This window comes from Mesorhizobium sp. M0514, assembly GCF_040321145.1.
Lineage (GTDB): Bacteria > Pseudomonadota > Alphaproteobacteria > Rhizobiales > Rhizobiaceae > Mesorhizobium.
This window is the reverse complement of sequence record NZ_JAMYQZ010000045.1, coordinates 1-16,961: the sequence shown is the minus strand read 5'-3', so window position 1 is coordinate 16,961 and position 16,961 is coordinate 1. Positions and strand designations below refer to the sequence as shown.

8 protein-coding genes are annotated in these 16,961 nt (G+C 63.6%); 6 read left to right on the top strand and 2 right to left on the bottom strand.

What is annotated here, in order from left to right:
• The first annotated feature begins 175 nt into the window (after positions 1–175).
• The 5 genes from NKI61_RS18975 (at position 176) to NKI61_RS18955 (ending at position 14,628) form a co-directional block, all read left to right on the top strand.
• Positions 176–12,394 carry a beta strand repeat-containing protein gene (locus tag NKI61_RS18975; RefSeq protein ID WP_352840270.1) on the top strand — a complete coding sequence of 4,073 codons (12,219 nt, stop codon included), beginning with the start codon at positions 176–178 and terminating at the stop codon, positions 12,392–12,394.
• 118 nt (positions 12,395–12,512) lie between these two features.
• Positions 12,513–13,019, top strand: coding sequence for a phage tail protein (locus tag NKI61_RS18970; RefSeq protein WP_352510224.1), 507 nt, complete (start codon positions 12,513–12,515; stop codon positions 13,017–13,019).
• Positions 13,020–13,031: 12 nt separating this feature from the next.
• Positions 13,032–13,553: a phage tail protein gene (locus tag NKI61_RS18965; RefSeq protein WP_023714158.1), complete on the top strand. Its 522-nt coding sequence runs from the start codon at positions 13,032–13,034 to the stop codon at positions 13,551–13,553.
• A gap of 9 nt (positions 13,554–13,562) precedes the next feature.
• The gene (locus NKI61_RS18960) at positions 13,563–14,090 is read left to right on the top strand and encodes a phage tail protein (protein WP_352840269.1); all 528 of its coding nucleotides are present in this window, start codon (positions 13,563–13,565) and stop codon (positions 14,088–14,090) included.
• Positions 14,091–14,100: 10 nt separating this feature from the next.
• The gene (locus NKI61_RS18955; RefSeq protein WP_023833000.1) at positions 14,101–14,628 is read left to right on the top strand and encodes a GNAT family N-acetyltransferase; all 528 of its coding nucleotides are present in this window, start codon (positions 14,101–14,103) and stop codon (positions 14,626–14,628) included.
• Between the two features lie 15 nt (positions 14,629–14,643).
• On the opposite strand, the gene NKI61_RS18950 is transcribed toward NKI61_RS18955, so the two are convergent.
• Together NKI61_RS18950 and NKI61_RS18945 are read right to left on the bottom strand one after the other, a co-directional pair.
• Positions 14,644–15,222 (bottom strand): 2OG-Fe(II) oxygenase, encoded by a 579-nt coding sequence (locus NKI61_RS18950; RefSeq protein WP_023672959.1) that lies wholly within the window; start codon positions 15,220–15,222, stop codon positions 14,644–14,646.
• Positions 15,223–15,295: 73 nt separating this feature from the next.
• Complete coding sequence (locus NKI61_RS18945) at positions 15,296–15,565, bottom strand: DUF6916 family protein (protein WP_352840268.1); 270 nt, start codon at positions 15,563–15,565, stop codon at positions 15,296–15,298.
• 238 nt (positions 15,566–15,803) lie between these two features.
• Here NKI61_RS18945 and NKI61_RS18940 point away from each other — a divergent pair, with 238 nt between their 5' ends.
• Complete coding sequence (locus NKI61_RS18940; RefSeq protein WP_352840267.1) at positions 15,804–16,598, top strand: SapC family protein; 795 nt, start codon at positions 15,804–15,806, stop codon at positions 16,596–16,598.
• Positions 16,599–16,961 lie beyond the last annotated feature (363 nt).

Genomic DNA, 16,961 nt, shown 5'->3' with positions numbered 1-16,961 from the left:
GGCTAAATTACTGTTGCTGGATTACCACAATAAACAACTTTGAAATCTTGTACGTGTAAAGCAAACAATCATGCTCGCTATACACTGGGATTCGGATAGTATTAGCGACGGAGCGTGTACTCGTCGGGGTTCGCAAGGGATGGAGACGACCGAGAAAACTCGGCAGATCAATGACATGGCGACGCACGGAAGAAGCTTCCGGGCGAATAGCAAGTATCGCCGGTCAGGTTTTTCCAGGCATCTCTGGAAGACGACTGCGCTGTCCACTCTGGCACTTGCCCTTACCGGCATAGCCGCCCATGCCGGCGACACCGGACTGTGGCAGCCGCAGGTCCGCGCCATCATCGGCGCCAACAACAATGGCGGCAACACGGCGATCGAGGGTTTCCTGCCGCTGAAGCAGAACCTCGAATCCGTTCTCTTTCTCGATGTGCGCTCGAAATACGATTTCGACGACGGCTTCGGCCAGGACGTCGGCCTCGGCGTTCGCCGCATCGTGAATCCGGATCTGATGATCGGCGGCTACGCCTATCTCAACATCCAGAACCACGACAGTCACCAGTTCGTCGCCTCGACGCTCGGCCTCGAGGCCATCACCTCAAAATACGATGCGCAGGTAAACGTCTATCTGCCGATCAGCGGCGACCGCAGCACGGCCGGGCAAGAGTCGAGCCTGTCGCTGGTCGGTCATCAGCTGATCGAGCAGATATCGGCCATCGCCCACCGCGATTACGCGGCCTGGGGCATCGAGGGCGAGGTCGGCGTTCAGGTGCCGCTCAACCTGCCCGAGAACCATTCACTGCGTTTCGATGTCGGCGCCTACCATTTCGGCGATCCCGACGGCGACGACGGCAGCATCACCGGCGCCAAGGCCGGCCTGGAATATTCGATCGGCGACGTCATCGGCAAAGGCACGTCGCTGACCTTCACCGGCGAGGTGCGCAACGACAACCGCGATGACACCCAGTTCGCCGGCAGCATCCGGCTGACGGTGCCGCTCAACGCTTTCGACAAGGGCTCGTCTTCGGCCGATGACGGCGCCGAGCTGGTCTATCCGGTCAGCCCCGGCCTGCGCAAACGCGTCAACGAGCGCGTACGCGGCGACATCGGCGTTCGCATCGAGAGCCAGGACAAAGTTACCGGCACGTCGACGCGGGTGGCGATCAATGCCGCCACCAACACGGCATTCGGCCAGTTCTTCTTCGCCGATGGTGACAACGACGCGCTCGGCCTCGGCACGATCGGCGACCCGACCACGCTCGACAATGCAGTCGCCGGCGCCGGCGCTAACGGCGTCGTCGTCGCGCTAGGCGGCAAGGGCAACATTACGACAGCCGGCGTGACGCTCGCCAACGGGCAGACCGTTATCGGCGGTGGCGGCGGTGTCCAGGCGCGGCTCGCCGACGGCAGCATCGGCACCTACAATTTCGGCGGCTCCAACGGCACCATCCAGGGCACCAACCCTGCCAACAACGTCCTGACGCTCGCCAATGGCAACACGCTGAGCGGTATCACCATCACCGGCGGCAAGGACGGCATCTTCGGCAACAACATCGCCGGCGCCACGCTGACCAACGTCACGGTCACCGGCACCGGCGGCCACGGCGCCGACTTCACCGGCACATCGACCGGCGTCAATGGCTCGAACTTCACCGCGACCGGCAACGGCCTCGACGGACTGCATATCGAAGGCGACGGCACCTATAACTTCATCGGCACGACGCTGCTGCAGGGCAATGGCGACGACGGCCTGGATATAACCGGCCACGGCACCTACACTTTCGCCACCCTCAACGCGCTCGACAACAACGATGCCGGCATTACCGTGAAGGGCACCGGGGTCGCCGGCTCGATCACCATCACCGGCGGCCAGGTGTCGGGCAACAAGGCGCTCGGCGACGACGGCGTCGGTGTCTTCATCGATCCGATCACCGCCCATATCGTGCTGTATTCGATCACCCAGACCGGCGGCACATCGGGCGTCGTGCTCGAGAATCTTTCGGGCAGCCTCACCGTCAACGGCGCGACGACGATCTCGAACACGACCGGACCGGCCATCGCGATCACGGATTCGCCGGCCGCGATCCGCTTCGGCGACATCAACATCACCAATCCCGGCACCGACGGCATGGTGTTTGCGGGCGCCAACACATCAATAATTGCCGGCAACATCGTCATTGCTGGCCTCGGCTCCGGCGTCGGCCTCGATTTCTCCGGCAGCCAGACGAATTTCACCGCGCAGTCGCTCAACATCACTGGCACAGGCGCCGCCGGCTCGATCGGCATCGATCTGTCTTCCCCGAGCGCGGGCGGGGCAACGATCGTCATCACCGATGGCGGCGCGATCGCCAATGTCGACACCGGCGTGCGCTTCGGCATTTCCGGCTCGCCGGCCAATTCGGCCAATGCCCAATTCAGTTTCGGCGGCGGCTCGATTGCCGGCATCACCGCCTCCCTCGACGCGCGGGGGCTCAACCAGACGCTCGGGCTCTATGCTTTCGGCTCGACGACCTTCAGCGGCCCGCAGCTGTTCGACCAGCAGAATGTGATTTTCGTCGGCGCGACCGCGACCGGTTCGGGCACCGGATCCTCGCTGCTCGACCTGGCGACGGTCGCGACGGCCGATGCCAATACCGACGGCACCGCGATCTTCGTGCTGGTCAATCGCGGCACGGACATAGACGATACGGACGGCTTCTCGCTGAGCGCCGGCCAGACGCTGGCTTCGTTCGGCAACGGCCGCACGTTCTCGCTCGGCGGCATCCCGATCAATGTGACGGGCAACAATGTCGTGCACAGCAGCACCGTCTCCGACGCCGGCGGCGCAGCCACGCTGACCAATAGCGGTGCCGGCGACACGGTGACGCTCGCCAACAATACCTCGCTGCTCGACTTCAACCTGTCCAATACCGGTGGCGGCAACGCGGTTCACGGCAGCGCCGTCAGCAATGTCACAATGACGGGCCTGGCCGTCAGCGGCGCCGACCTGAACGGCTTGCTGTTCGACGGCACCAATACCGTTACCGCCACCAACCTCAGCTCGACCAACAATGGCGGCGCCGGCTTGTCGATCCAGGGCGACGGAACCTATTCGTTCAACGGCACGACGACGCTGTCGAACAACGGCACCGACGGCCTGTTGATCAACGGCAACGGTACCTACGGCTTCGAGACGCTTGACGCCAAGGTCAATGGCGGCAGTGGCGTCGACGCCACATCGACGGGCGCCGGCAAGCTGACGACCACTGGCGGAACGATCTCCGGCAATGGCGGCAACGGATTCAGCGCATCCCAGATTGGGCTCGATGTCACGCTGACCAGCCTCAACCAGATTAGTGGCGGGACCGGTGTCGGCCTCACGAACGTCACCGGCAGCTTCGAGATCTCCGGCTCGACGACGATTTCGAACGTCGCAAACGGCATTGTCATCCAGAATAGCTCGGCAACGGTAGGCTTTGGCGGCAATGCCACGGTCACCGCTCCTTCTGGCTCTGGTATCATACTGGCTGCCAATTCCGGTGCCATCACTTTCGGCGATGTGGCGATCGACCAGCCGGGCCAAAACGCGATCGACATTTCCGGTACGAACGGCACGATCAGCTTCGCCAACATCGACATCACCGGCCTGGCGACCGGCAAGACCGGGGTCGACCTGTCGGGCAGCCAGTCGACCTTCACCGCCACCTCGCTCGACATCACCGGCGCCGGCACTTCGACCGGCATCGACCTTTCCGGCACCACCGGCGGCTCGGTGACGATCGGCACCGGCGTCATTTCCGCCGGCACCGGCGTCCAGATGGGCACGCACGGCGCGCCCGGGACCAGCGCCAACACCACCTTCTCGTTCGGTGCCGCCGGCGGCGCATCGATCACGGGGACCACCGCCTCGCTCGACATGCGCGGCCTGCTGGCCGGCAACGGCACCTATGCTTTTAACGCCACCCATTTGGTCGGCCCGCAGCTGTTCGACACCGCCAACGTCATCTTCGTCGGCGCAGCAAACACCGGAACCGGCTCCGGCGCGAGCGTTGGCGACCTTATCAACGCCGACGCCGCCGACGGTCTGACGACCGACGCCAACACCATCTTCGTTCTTGTCAACAGCGGCGCTGGAACCATCAACACCGATGCCGACGGCTTCACGCTTGCCGACGGCCAGCAGATCGTCTCCTTCGCCAACGGCAACACCGTCGCTCTCGGCGGGCCGCCGGCCAACGTCACCGGCGAGGTGGTTACTTCGGGCACCCAGGTCGATCCGTTCGGCAATGGCGCCGCCACCCTCAACAACTCGGCCGGCAGCACCATCGATCTCGCCAACGGCAACCGCGTCGCCGACCTCAGCGTCAGCAATGCGGGTTCGGGCTCGGCGATCAACGGATCGAATGTAAACGCGGCCACCATCACCGGGGTGACGATCAGCAGCGCCGTAACCGGCATCGACCTGACCGGCGCAACGGGTGCGATCAACATCACCAACACGACGATGGGCGGCGTCAGCGGCACTGGCCTGCTGGCCAGCAACTTCGGCGGCACCGGCACCTTCAACAATTTGGACATCACCGGCGCCGGCATCGGCGTCAGCGTCACGGGCGGTTCCACGGGCACGCTGACCTTCGACAATGCGAGTTCGATCGCCGGCACGACGGGCACGGCGCTCAGCATTCTTGGAGCAACGCCTAACCTCACCTACAACGGCACCATCAATCAGACGAGTGCCGCGAGCGCGGTCATCATCAGCGGCATGACCGGCGGCTCCGCCACCTTCGCCGGCCAAATCACCGCCAGCACCGGCGCGGCCAACGCCATCGACCTGACCGGCAATGCCGGCGGCACGATCAATTTCACCGGCGGGCTCGACCTCACCACCGATGGCGGCCTTGCCTTCAGCGCCATCAATGGCGGCACGCTCACCGTCACCGGCACTAACACGACCGCATCTGGGCTCGGCCCTGTCGAAAACGGCATCCATCTCGGTGGCGCCGGCGGTTTGACCATCGGCGCAGGCGGCGTCATTTTCGACAGCGTCACCGTCGACGGCTCAGGCGGCGCCGTGCAGACCGGCATCCTCATCGAAAACACCAGCGGCGGCAGCGTCACCTTCGGCGCTGTCGACATCAATCGCGTCACTGGCGACGCCATCCGCCTCACCAACGTGGCCAACGCCGTTACCTTCAATGGCACGACGACGATCGACACGGTTGTTGGCGGTGGCCCCGGCTTCGTGGTGCAAGGCAGCGCCGCGACGGTCAATGTCAACAATCTGGTGACGACGCTGGTTTCGGGCGACGACGTCAGCCTGACCAACAACACCGGCACGATCAACATCGGCGGCACCATCACCAATTCCGGCACCGGCAACGGCGTCGTGGTTTTTGGCGGCAGCGCCGCGATCACGGTCTCGGCCAACATCTCCAGCTCGGCAACAGCACCAGGCACGGCGGTCAAGATCGACGGCACCATCGGCGGCTCGGCCCAGTTCAGCGGCAGCGTCACGTCGACCGGCACCGGAAATCTGTTCGCCATCGGCTCGACATTGCCCCCGGCAGGCGGTGCGTTCAGCTTCACCGGCCCGACCCTGTCGGCGAGCGGTGGCGGCGGCGCGGTGGTCGGTGGCCTGATCGGCACCGCAACGTTGAATGTTACCACCCCGCTATCGATCACCAATGCCTTGGGCACCGGCCTGTCCGTCTCCGGTGTCGCGAGCACCGCATCGGCAACCTTCGGGGCGGTGACCGTGACGGGCGCCGGCGGCATCGGCATCTACATTGTCGGCAATGCCGGCCCGGTGACCTTCGGCACGACCCAGGTCACGCTGGGCACCACGAGCGGCACTGCCGGCATCAACTTCGCCGGCACCAACAACGATGTCAGCTTCGGCACGACTACCATCGACGATGTCGGCGCCAACCAGACCGGCATCGACTTCAGCGGCTCCTCGACGACGGCCGATTTCGGCCTGACGACGATCACCGGCCTGGGCGACCTGACCTCGCGCGGCATCGACCTGTCGTCGACCACGGGCAACAAGGTCATCACCTTCCTGCAGGGTTCCAAGATCGACAATGTCGGCGTCGGCGTCGAACTGTCGTCCGGCGGTACCACGGTGACTTCAGCCAATGCCACCTTCACCTTCGGCGACGGCGATTCGACCGACGGCCTGGAATCCTTCATCACCGCGGCCGTTGGCGGCTACACCGTCGACACCGTCGGCCTCGACCCGATATCGGGCAACTACGATTTCGACGACGTGTTCTTCACCGGCAGCGCCAACCTCGCCACCGCGCCCGGTTCGGTCACGCTGGTCTCGCAGTCGGGCGGCTTCATCGCCGCCGGCACGACCGGCAATCTCAGCATGGGCGTCAACACCATTTCGCTCGCCGCCGCCGATGCGCTGACAGGCGCGCAGAACTTCGCCTTCGTCGGCACGATCAATCTCGGCGCCACCGCCTTCACGCTCGATTCCGGCCAGACGATCACCGGCTTCGGCAACAGCAATGTGGTTTCGACCGGCACGATCCAGCCGGCCAACGTCCAAGGTGCTCTTGGCGCCACCGGCGGCAACATCACCGGCGACGAGGCCGTCGTCAGCGGGACGGCCAACTTGATGCAGCTGCTCGGCGACAATGCCGTGCGCCACACCGCATTCGACTTCAGCAGCGCGGCCGGTGCCGCCTTCCTGATCGACCAGAGCGCGGCCGGCTTCAGCAATGCCAGCGGCATTACCATCGAAGGCGTGACGATCTCGAATGTCGCGGCGGGCCAGACCGCCATCCAGGTTACCGGCCTCAATGGCAGTCTGTCGGTCATCAACAACAACATCAACCTTGCCGGCACGCTGCTCGACGTCAATGGCGGCACCAGCACCATCTCGGTGTCGCGCGGCTTCCTGCCCAATGGCGGGCCGGCCGGAACGCTGACCGGTGGCGGCATCAACATCGCCAACCGCACCGGCGGCGCGGTGACCTTCACCGACCAGGTGGCCATCACCGGCGGCAATGGCGTCTCGATTTCGGGCGGCACCGCCGGCGGCGCCGTCAATTTCAATGGCGGCCTCGACATCACGACGTCCCTCGCCACTGGCCTCAGCCTCTCGGGGCTGAATGTCCTGACCGTCGCGAATGCCGGCTCGACGACGATCAACGCTACGGGCCAGACAGCGCTATCGCTGCAAGGCACACTCGGCGCCGGCGGCGTCAATTTCGACAGCATCACCTCGAGCGGCGGCACAAGCGGCATCATCCTCAACGGCGTCACCGGGGCGGTGAATGTCTCCGGCGCGACCAGCATCACCGGCACCAGCAGCTTCGGCATAGACGGCACCGGCGCCAACACCGGCACGTTCACCTTCGGCGCGGTGACGGTCAACAACACCGCCACGGCCGGCGGCGGCATCCATGTGGTATCAGGCACGGTCAACGTCACCGGCCTCGCCAACATCGATACGACGAGCGGCGTCGGCCTGTCGCAGAGCGGCGGCACGACAAGCTTCACCGGCGGTGTGACCATCGACACCACCTCCGGCACGGCCATCGTGGGCACCGGCGGCACGATGGGCATCACCGCCACCGGCGGTGCCGAGACGGTAAACTCGACCCTCGGCCAGGCGATCAGCCTCTCCGGCGTCGCCGCCAGCATTGCGCTCGACTCGACCTCGTCGGGCGGCGGCACCAACAATGTCAGCCTGGCCAATGTCACCGGAACGGTCAGCCTCGGATCCGGCGCATTGAGCGGCGCTTCGGGCGTCGCATTCCTGGTCACCGGCGGTGCTGCGACCGTCAGCTATGGCGGCACGGTCATCAAGACCACCGCCGGCAAGATCGTCGACATCTCCGGCGTCACCGGCGGCACGGTCACACTGTCCGGCGCGCTCAGCGCCACCGGCGGTTTCGACAATGGTATCTATGTCCACGGCAACTCCGGCGGGACCATCACTCTCAGCGGTGGCACGAAGACGCTGACCACTGGCGCCAATACGGCGGTCGACTTGACGACCAACACCGGCGCGACGATCAACTTCGATACGGGTGGCCTGGTGATCAACACCACCTCCGGCACGGGCTTCAACGCCAGCGGCGGTGGCACGGTCAGCGGCGGCGCGCCCCTCAGCGACAACAGCATCACCACGACGGCCGGCGGCACCGCGTTGAACCTCAATGGCGTTACGATTGGCGCTGCGGGCATGAATTTCGACAGTGTTTCGGCCACTGCCGCCGCAACCGGCATCTCGCTGAACAATATCGCCTCGTCCGGCGGCGGCGCCATCATTCTCGGCACGGTCAACCTGCAAGGCATGACCACGCGTGGTGTCGATGTTTCCGGCACGCTTGGCGCGGCGCTGTCCTTCAACGATCTCGACATCGGCCTGAACAGCACGACAGGCATCGCCTTCGACCTCAATGGTGCGGCGATCAACGCGGCGATCACCGCCAATGATTTCGACGTGACCAACGCGGCCGCCGCCGGCAGCACCATCGCCGTCGACCTGCGTGGCGCCACTGGCGGCCAGACGGTACGCCTCGGCGATGCCGTTGTCGGCGGCGCCAGCTCCAGCATTGCCGGCGTCAACACCGGCGTGTTCCTCAACAGCGCCACCAACCTCGCTTTCACCTATGGCGACGGCGAATCGGCGACCGACCAGCTCTCGACCATCGGCGCCAATGTAGGCATCGACGCATCCAGTGCGCCGGTTGCCGGCACCTACAATTTCCAGGATGTGAACTTCCAGTCGGCTCCCGGCCTGGGCTTCGGAGTCGGCAAGGTCTATTTCGTCGGCGCGTCCGCGACCGGTGACGGCAGCGGTCGCGACCAGAACAATCTCGCGACGCTGGCCACCGCCGAAGCAGCAGCCGTGGCGACGGACATCCTGGTTCTCGTCAACGATGGCGGCACCATCACCGCGGCAGGCAGCAATGGCAACGACACGCTGGCTCTCGCCACCGGCGAGCAGGTGCGCGGCTTCGGCAACGGCAACATCAATCTGGCGCTGACGGTGCCCTCGACCATCCAGCTCGCCAGCAACAGCATCTCGATCATCGACCAGACGCCCAATGGCGCCGCGACGCTGACGACGAGTGCCGGCAACAATGTCATCACGCTCGGCGCCAGCGGCAACATCATCGACGGCTTCATCCTGAATGGCAGCCCGGCGGGTGCCGCGCGTGGCGTCAAGGACAATGGCGCGGGTGCTGCGAATACCGTCATCAGCAACATGACCATCAGCAATTTCGCCACGCAGGGTATCGAGATTACCCCGTCGAACAGCACGACGATCAACAACGTTACTTTCTCCGGCAACGCCAGCGATGTGTGGCTGAACGCGTCCAACACCACCATCACCAACGTCACCAGCACCGGCGCCACCGGCATTGCCTTCAGGCTCGACAACACCACCGGCACGACGACGCTGACCAACGTCAACATCACCACCGCAGCGACCGGCACCGGCATCGCCTTCGGCGGCGCGTCGGGCGCCGGCGGCACGATCAGCGGCACCAATGTCCAAATATCGGGCGGCAGCGGCCTTTCGGTGACCGGCGGCAACGCGGTGATCAGCTTCGACGGCGCCAGCTCCATCATCAGCACGTCGGGCGCGGCGGCCACGATCTCGACCCGCGCTGGCGGCAGCTTCACCTTCGCCGGCTCGGTGATCGCCAACGGCGCTGCGAGCGGCATCAGCATTTCCGGCGCGACGGCGGCCAATACGGTGAGCTTCACCGGTACGGTCGATCTCGGCACCACGACGCCGATGACCGGCACCGCAGTCGCAATCAACAACGGCGCCACGGCCTCGACCGTCAGCTTCGCCAACCTCGACATCGTCACAAACGGCACCACCGGCTTCAGCGCCATCAATGGCGGCACAGTCAATGTCACGACCGGCACGGTGAGCTCCACTTCCGCGCAGGCGGTCAACCTCAACGGCATCGCCACCACCACCGGCATCAATTTCACCTCGACCAATTCGACCGGCGGCACCAACAACGTGTCGCTGACCAATGTCGCCGGCGCCGGCACTGTCAGCCTCGGCTCCGGTGCGCTCAGCGGCGCGACCGGCGCCGCCTTCCTGGTCACTGGCGGCTCGGCCAACATCAGCTATGCCGGCTCGGTCACCAAGACCACGGCCGGAAACGTCGTCAGCATCTCCACCCGCACCGCCGGCACCATGACGCTGTCGGGAACTCTCAGCGCCACCGGCGGCGTGGCCAACGGCATCCTCGTCAACGCCAACACCGGCGGCACGATCAACTTCTCCGGCGCCAGCAAGATACTGACCACCGGCGCCAACAATGCCGTCGACCTGACGGCGAACACCAACACGGCGGTCAACTTCACCGGCGGCGGCCTGGCCATCACCACCACCTCCGGCACCGGCTTCAACGCCACGAGCAACGGCACTGGCACCGTGACCGTTACCGGCTCGGGCAACACAATTTCGACCGGCAGCGGCGTCGCGGTCAACCTTGACAGCGTTGCTATCGCGGCGGGCGGCGTGACCTTCGCTTCCACAAACAAAGGCGTCGGCGGCACCAGCGCCGTCATCCTCGATTCCGTCACCGGTTCGGGAGCGATCGACCTCGGCACCGGCGCGCTGGTGGGCGGAACAAGCGCCGTGATCCGTATCGGCGATGGCCTAGGCACCGCCAACAGCGGCGGCACGGCGGCGTTCACCTATGCCGGCGCGATCACCAGCGGCAGCACCGGCCAGGCGGTCAACATCCAGGATCGCGCCCTGACCGCCGGCAACATCACCCTGTCGGGCAACATCACGCATAATGCGGCGGGCCAGATCGGCATCCTGCTGGACGACAATGTCGCCGGCATCATCACCTTCTCCGGCGCGTCGAAATCGATCACCTCGACCACGGCGGCTGGCGTCAGCCTGAGCGACAATGCCGGCGCGACGATCAACTTCACCAATGGCGGGCTGGTCATCGCCACCACCAGCGGCGCCGGTTTCAATGCCACCGGCGGCGGCACGATGACGGTGCAGGGCACCGGCAACACCATCGTGTCCGGCACGGGCACGGCCCTTAATGTCGCCAACACGACGATCGGCGCCGGCGACGTGACGTTCAGGAGCATTGCGTCCAATGGTGCAGCCAACGGCATCGTGCTCAACAACACCGGCACCAGCGGCAATCTGGTGGTGACCGGCACCGGCGCGACGGGGGGCAGCGGCGGCACGATCCAGAACTCGACCGGCGATGGCGTCAGCCTGACCGACACTCAGGATGTCAGCCTGAGCAACATGATTATCAGCGACAATGCGGGCAACGGCATAAAGGGCCTGCGCGTCAACGGTGTGGTGCTCAACGGTCTGACCCTGAACAGCAATGCCGATGCCAACACCGAGTCCGGAATCCTGTTCAACGAACTTACCGGCAACGCCTCGCACGTCACCACGTTCACCAACCTCACGGTCTCCAACTCATTCACCCATAACGTGCAGGTCATCAATTCCGGCGGCACGTTGGCGAACCTGGTGGTGAGCGGCGGCACGTTCTCGAACAACGGCGCCTCAAACAATGCCGGCAGCGACTTCATCTTCGAGGCGGACGGCGCCGGTGTCGCCGGCGCGCCGACGATGACGCTGACCGTCGACGGCGCAACCTTCACCGGCAACAACGCCTATCCCGGACCGGGAGTCATCCCTGGAACCGGTCTGTTCGTCATTGCCAATGACGGCACCGTCAACGCTCACATCGGCGAGACCACGGGAAATCTATTCAACAATCTGAACAACGGCATCAACCTCACCCAGAGCAGCAATTCCGGCGCCGGCACGGGCGGCAATCTGAATTTCACCGTCCGGAACAACACCGTCACCAACAGCGACTCGACGGCCATCAACGTGTTCAGCAGCGGCGACCTCGCACGGACGCTTGACGGCACAATCGCCAACAATGTCATCGGTACGCAAGGCGTAGCAACCTCGGGATCGCGAACCGGCAACGGCATCAGGGTTGGGCATGAAAGCCTCGGCGTCGCCAAGGTGCTGATCGACAACAACATTATCCAGAGCATCGGCGTCAACGGCATAAGCGGTGGCGACAGCGTCTCGATCACGCAGCTCGTGCAGCCGGGCACCGTGCACGCGACGGTCACCAACAACACCATTCGCGACAATGCCGACAGCCGCGGCATCACGGTCACCGCCACATTTGCCGGCGCTATCATCAATGCCGACGTTCATGCCAACACCATCACCAACGTCAACAACGCCAATGCCATCCGCTTCCTCGCGGACGGCCTCGGCGGCGCCGACGGCACGATCAACGTACCGCAGGCGAGCGAGGCCGGTATCGAAACCGTCAATGGCGGGGCAACGGCACTGACGGACACCCGGACGTTCTTCAACCAGCCGCTGCCACTGCTGCCTGCCGCGACACCGTAGTCAGCAACCTTGGATTTCGTCCTAGGAAATATATTTTATGAATCTGATATCGACTTGTTGTCTTACTTAGGCATAATACAAGAATTCAGACAGTAAGCCGCCAACGGAGGGAACGGGGATGAGTGAGCCTTATTTAGGTGAAGTCAAGATCATTTCCTGGAACTATGCACCGCGCGGCTGGGCATTTTGTAACGGCCAGTTGTTGCCGCTTAACCAGAACCAGCCATTGTTCTCACTTCTTGGCACCAGGTACGGCGGCAACGGCCAGACAAATTTTGCCCTTCCGGATATGAGGGGACGTGCGCCGGTTCATACGGGCGGCCCTATTGGTGCAATGGTCGGCGGCCAGGGCGGCGAAGAGTTTCACACGCTCACGCTCGGCGAAATGCCGACACACAACCATTTCGTCAACGCATCGAACACTGCCGGAAACGTCAACAATCCATCCGGCGCGCTGTTGGGGGCGAACGCCAGCCCGATCTATCAGCCGCCTGGCAGCGCGGTGGCTATGGCGAAGGAAAACATCACTTTCGTCGGTGGCGGCCAGCCGCATGAGAACAGATCGCCCTATATCGTCTTGAATTTCATCATTGCCCTGCAAGGCATATTCCCGTCGCGAAATTAAGAGGACGCTTCGATGAGCCAACCTTTTGTCGGCGAGATCAGGATGTTCGGTGGCAATTTCCCTCCGAATGGCTGGGCGTTCTGCCAAGGCCAGTTGATGCCGATCTCCGAGAACGAAACCTTGTTCAATCTGATCGGTACGACCTATGGCGGCGACGGGGAGGAAACATTCGCCCTGCCCAACCTCGCATCCCGCATCCCCGTCCATGCTGGCAAGGGCCCGCTGGTCAGCCAGACCTATATCGTCGGAGAACTGGGCGGGGTCGAATCCGTCACTGTTTCAACCCAACAAATGCCGAACCATTCCCATACCTGGACCGGTTCGTCGAATATCGCCAAGAATCCGGGTCCGTCCGGCGGTGTCCTGGCGACATCGAGCCTGCTGACGCCCTATGTGGGTATCGCACCTGATGGCAACATGGCCGCCGGAGCCATTTCGCCGGCCGGCGGCAGCCAGCCTCACGACAATATGGTGCCGTTCCTCGCCGTCAGTTTCATCATCTCGCTATTTGGCATCTTCCCCCAGCAAAGCTAGAGACTTGCCATGACCAATCCGTTCGTCGCCGAAATTCGAATTTTTGCCGGAGATTTCGCCCCGACGGGGTGGGCGACCTGCGATGGCCAGCTCCTGCCAATCTCGCAGAATACGGCGCTGTTTTCGCTGCTGGGCACAGTTTACGGCGGCGACGGCAAGTCGACCTTCGCGTTGCCGAATATGGCTGGCTCCGCGCCCATGGGGCAAGGACAGGGCAATGGCTTGTCGGAGCGGTTTCTCGGCGAGACGGGTGGCGAAACGTCCGTCACCCTTCTGCAAACGGAAATGCCGCAACATAATCATTTTGTCGCGATATCCACCGAGAGTGGCGCCCAGGGAACTCTTACCGATGCGGTTGTTCTGGGGAAGTCGGGGGGCGGAACGCTGTATCAGAACAACACTTCGCAAAATCTGGTCCAGATGGACCCCCAGGCACTGAGCATGACGGGCAGTACGTTGCCTCACAACAACCTGCCTCCCTATCTGGCGATGACGTTCATCATTGCCATGCAAGGCGTTTATCCGGCGCGTCCGTAAGCGCCACTCCATGATCCAGCTTCCGATTGTGGACAACGGGCCTGTTATATTTTGCTGGGTGCGCGCGGCGCGGATTGATCTGACGTTCCGCCCGATGGCGGACGCCGATCTGCCGTTCCTGTCGGCGCTCTACGCCTCGACCCGCGCCGAAGAACTTGCCGTCACGCCGTGGAGCGACGCGCAGAAAACGGCGTTCCTCGACATGCAGTTTCAAGCGCAGCACGCGCATTACCAGAAATACTATCCCAACGCCGACTGGCTGGTGATCGAGCAGGCAAGGCAAGATATCGGTCGCCTGTATATCGAGCGCTCGGCGAGCGAGCATTGCATCATAGATATCGCCTTCCTGCCGGCGCATCGCGGCAAGGGGTCTGGCGGTGCGTTGCTCGCCGATCTCATCGATGAGGCCGCCGCCGTCGGCAAGTCGGTCTCGATCCATGTCGAGAAGAACAATCCAGCGCGGCGGCTCTACAAACGCCTCGGCTTCACCGTTGCCGAGGACAAGGGCGTCTACGACCTGATGATCCGTTCGCCGTAAGGGCCGTGCCGGTCGTCACGTGCCGCGATACCAGGAGACGATGGTGAAACGTTCGTTGCACGTGACCGGGGTGACTTCATGCGTCGTTTCCGAGCGAAAGGCGACGAGAGAGCCCGGCAATGCCGGCATGGCAATGCGCAGGTCCGGGCCGCTGTAAGGCCCATGCAGGACCAGCGAGCCGCCTGCATAGCTTTCTGGCGAAGGGTTGTCCGATTGACGGTTGAGAAAGATCACCACCGAGATCTTTCGGAACCGCGACTCGTCGTGAATGAGCGGCGTATTGCCATCCTGGTGCGGCACAAAGAAATCGCCTTGCCGATAGTGAAGGAACTGAGGTTTCTCGACCTGGCCGAGCAGCAGCCCGAAATGCCGCTCCAGAGCCGCCTTCTGCTGCGCCAACAGGGCACTCACTCGCTCTTCAGTGGCCTGCGAAACATCGGCGCGCACGGTCTTTCGGATCTCCGGCCATGCCATCTTCTGGTCGGCACGCCCCAGCAGGCCGGCCGGACGGCCCAGGGCCGCCCGAATTTCCGCGCACAGTGCGCTACACGCCGCTCCGTCAAATACGTCCGCAATCTCGATATAGTCGATCATTATGTCGAGCCGCCGCGCTGCCAAATCGCCCTGATGGCCGGAGCGTCCCCGTGGCCGATCCGGTCGAAAAAAATCAGTTGAATACCGCCTCGTAAAGCCGCCCTGCCTCATCGGCAGCGATCGGCACGATGAAGATCTCATGGGCGCCGCTTTTGCCGTTGAACCGATAGATAGCCTGCGGCAGCGCCGCGTCGCGCGGCCCCCTGAACAGCAGCGTGAAGCCACCGCCGTCGCGCGGGCTGTTGGCAATGGGCTGCACCGCGCTCAGTTCCATCGTGAGCGTCTGACCGCCGGCTTCGACGGAAAAGCTCTGCCCCTGCTCGAAATCCGAAAGCGTTGCCATGCGCCTGCCCTGGTTCGTCTGTCTTTCAGACGGCTCTCTTGAGATGTCTATCCCGTCAGCCAATCTCGCCGCTTCATGGCGTGCTGTCTATAGAGCTCGATTTCCAGAAGTACAAAAGAGCACGATCAAACAAACAGATAGATTTATCTTGGCCACGTAGGGTGAAGCAGCCGTCAACGCGTTGCGCACCGGCAGCCACTGGCCTAAACCGGAATGGTATAAGAGGAGAACACTAGGGATGACTGACGCGAAAACAGGCACGGCCCCGGCCGGAAGCACCGCGACCAACGCGCTGCCGCTGTTCTACAAAAAACCCGAGGCGCTCAATCCGCTACGGCACGGCTCACTCGGCCTGGCGGCGCGGGCCGATTTCTCCTTTGCCCGCACCGCGCACGCAATCCCCGTCGTCGCCTCGGAAATGCCGGCGGCAATGCGCTCCTACCCGATCGTTTTCATCGGCGACGCCAAGGCGCCTGTCATCATCACCGGCCTGCGCCAGGACCAGAACCTGTTCGTCGGCGCCGACGGCAAATGGGCGGAGCCGCATTACATTCCCGCCTATGTCCGCCGGTACCCCTTCATCCTGGCCGATGAATCGAAAACGACCGGCCGCCTGACGTTGTGCATCGACCGCGCCAGCGAACGCGTCGTCGAGCAGACGCCTTCGTCCAAGGGCGGCGACGAGACCGCGCCCTTCTTCGACGGCAACGAGCCGGCCGAGGCCTCGAGGCAGGCGCTCGCCTTCTGCAGCCAGTTCCAGACCGACTTCAATGCGACTCGCGCCATGATCGACAAGATCGACGCGCACGGCCTGTTCGCGCCGCGGCAGAGCAAGGTGACGCTGGAGGGCGGCGAGACCCTCAACCTCACCGACTTTCAGGTGATCGACGAGCCGGCCTTCAACAAATTGAGCGACGAGGCGTTTCTTGATCTCAGGAAATCCGGCGCGCTTGCGCTGCTCTATTGCCATCTCGCCTCGAGCAACAGCTGGACCTCGCTGGCCTTCCAGGCGTCATTGCGGCGAGCTGGCTGACGCGGCCCGCGACGAAAAGCTTCGGCAAGGCGCGGGTTGTTTAAATCAACGGTTCGCGCCTTCGCACGACGATCTCTCCGCGGCTCGAATCATGCTGTTGTCGTGCAGATCGATTGCCATGACGGGTTGGCGAACTTCCTAATGCTCGACGTATCTCTCGCGAAATGCGCCGAGGCGGCATCAATCCCCCGGTTCGCGGACCTCTCAGCACGCCAACCTTGCTGCCCTCCTCAATCGTTGAATAGCCGGTCGTCGCCATCGATCACGGTCCGAACGCAAAAAGCCCGCGTGAAGCGGGCTGTTTTTGATGTTGGTTGCGGGGACAGGATTTGAACCTGTGACCTTCAGGTTATGAGCCTGACG

What these genes read in the sequence shown, in the direction of transcription:
- NKI61_RS18970 (WP_352510224.1), top strand. Translation starts at nt 12,513, where the DNA reads ATGAGTGAGCCTTATTTAGGTGAAGTCAAGATCATTTCCTGGAACTAT.
- NKI61_RS18955 (WP_023833000.1), top strand. Translation starts at nt 14,101, where the DNA reads ATGATCCAGCTTCCGATTGTGGACAACGGGCCTGTTATATTTTGCTGG.
- NKI61_RS18945 (WP_352840268.1), bottom strand. Translation starts at nt 15,565, where the DNA reads ATGGCAACGCTTTCGGATTTCGAGCAGGGGCAGAGCTTTTCCGTCGAA.
- NKI61_RS18975 (WP_352840270.1), top strand. Translation starts at nt 176, where the DNA reads ATGGCGACGCACGGAAGAAGCTTCCGGGCGAATAGCAAGTATCGCCGG.
- NKI61_RS18960 (WP_352840269.1), top strand. Translation starts at nt 13,563, where the DNA reads ATGACCAATCCGTTCGTCGCCGAAATTCGAATTTTTGCCGGAGATTTC.
- NKI61_RS18965 (WP_023714158.1), top strand. Translation starts at nt 13,032, where the DNA reads ATGAGCCAACCTTTTGTCGGCGAGATCAGGATGTTCGGTGGCAATTTC.
- NKI61_RS18950 (WP_023672959.1), bottom strand. Translation starts at nt 15,222, where the DNA reads ATGATCGACTATATCGAGATTGCGGACGTATTTGACGGAGCGGCGTGT.
- NKI61_RS18940 (WP_352840267.1), top strand. Translation starts at nt 15,804, where the DNA reads ATGACTGACGCGAAAACAGGCACGGCCCCGGCCGGAAGCACCGCGACC.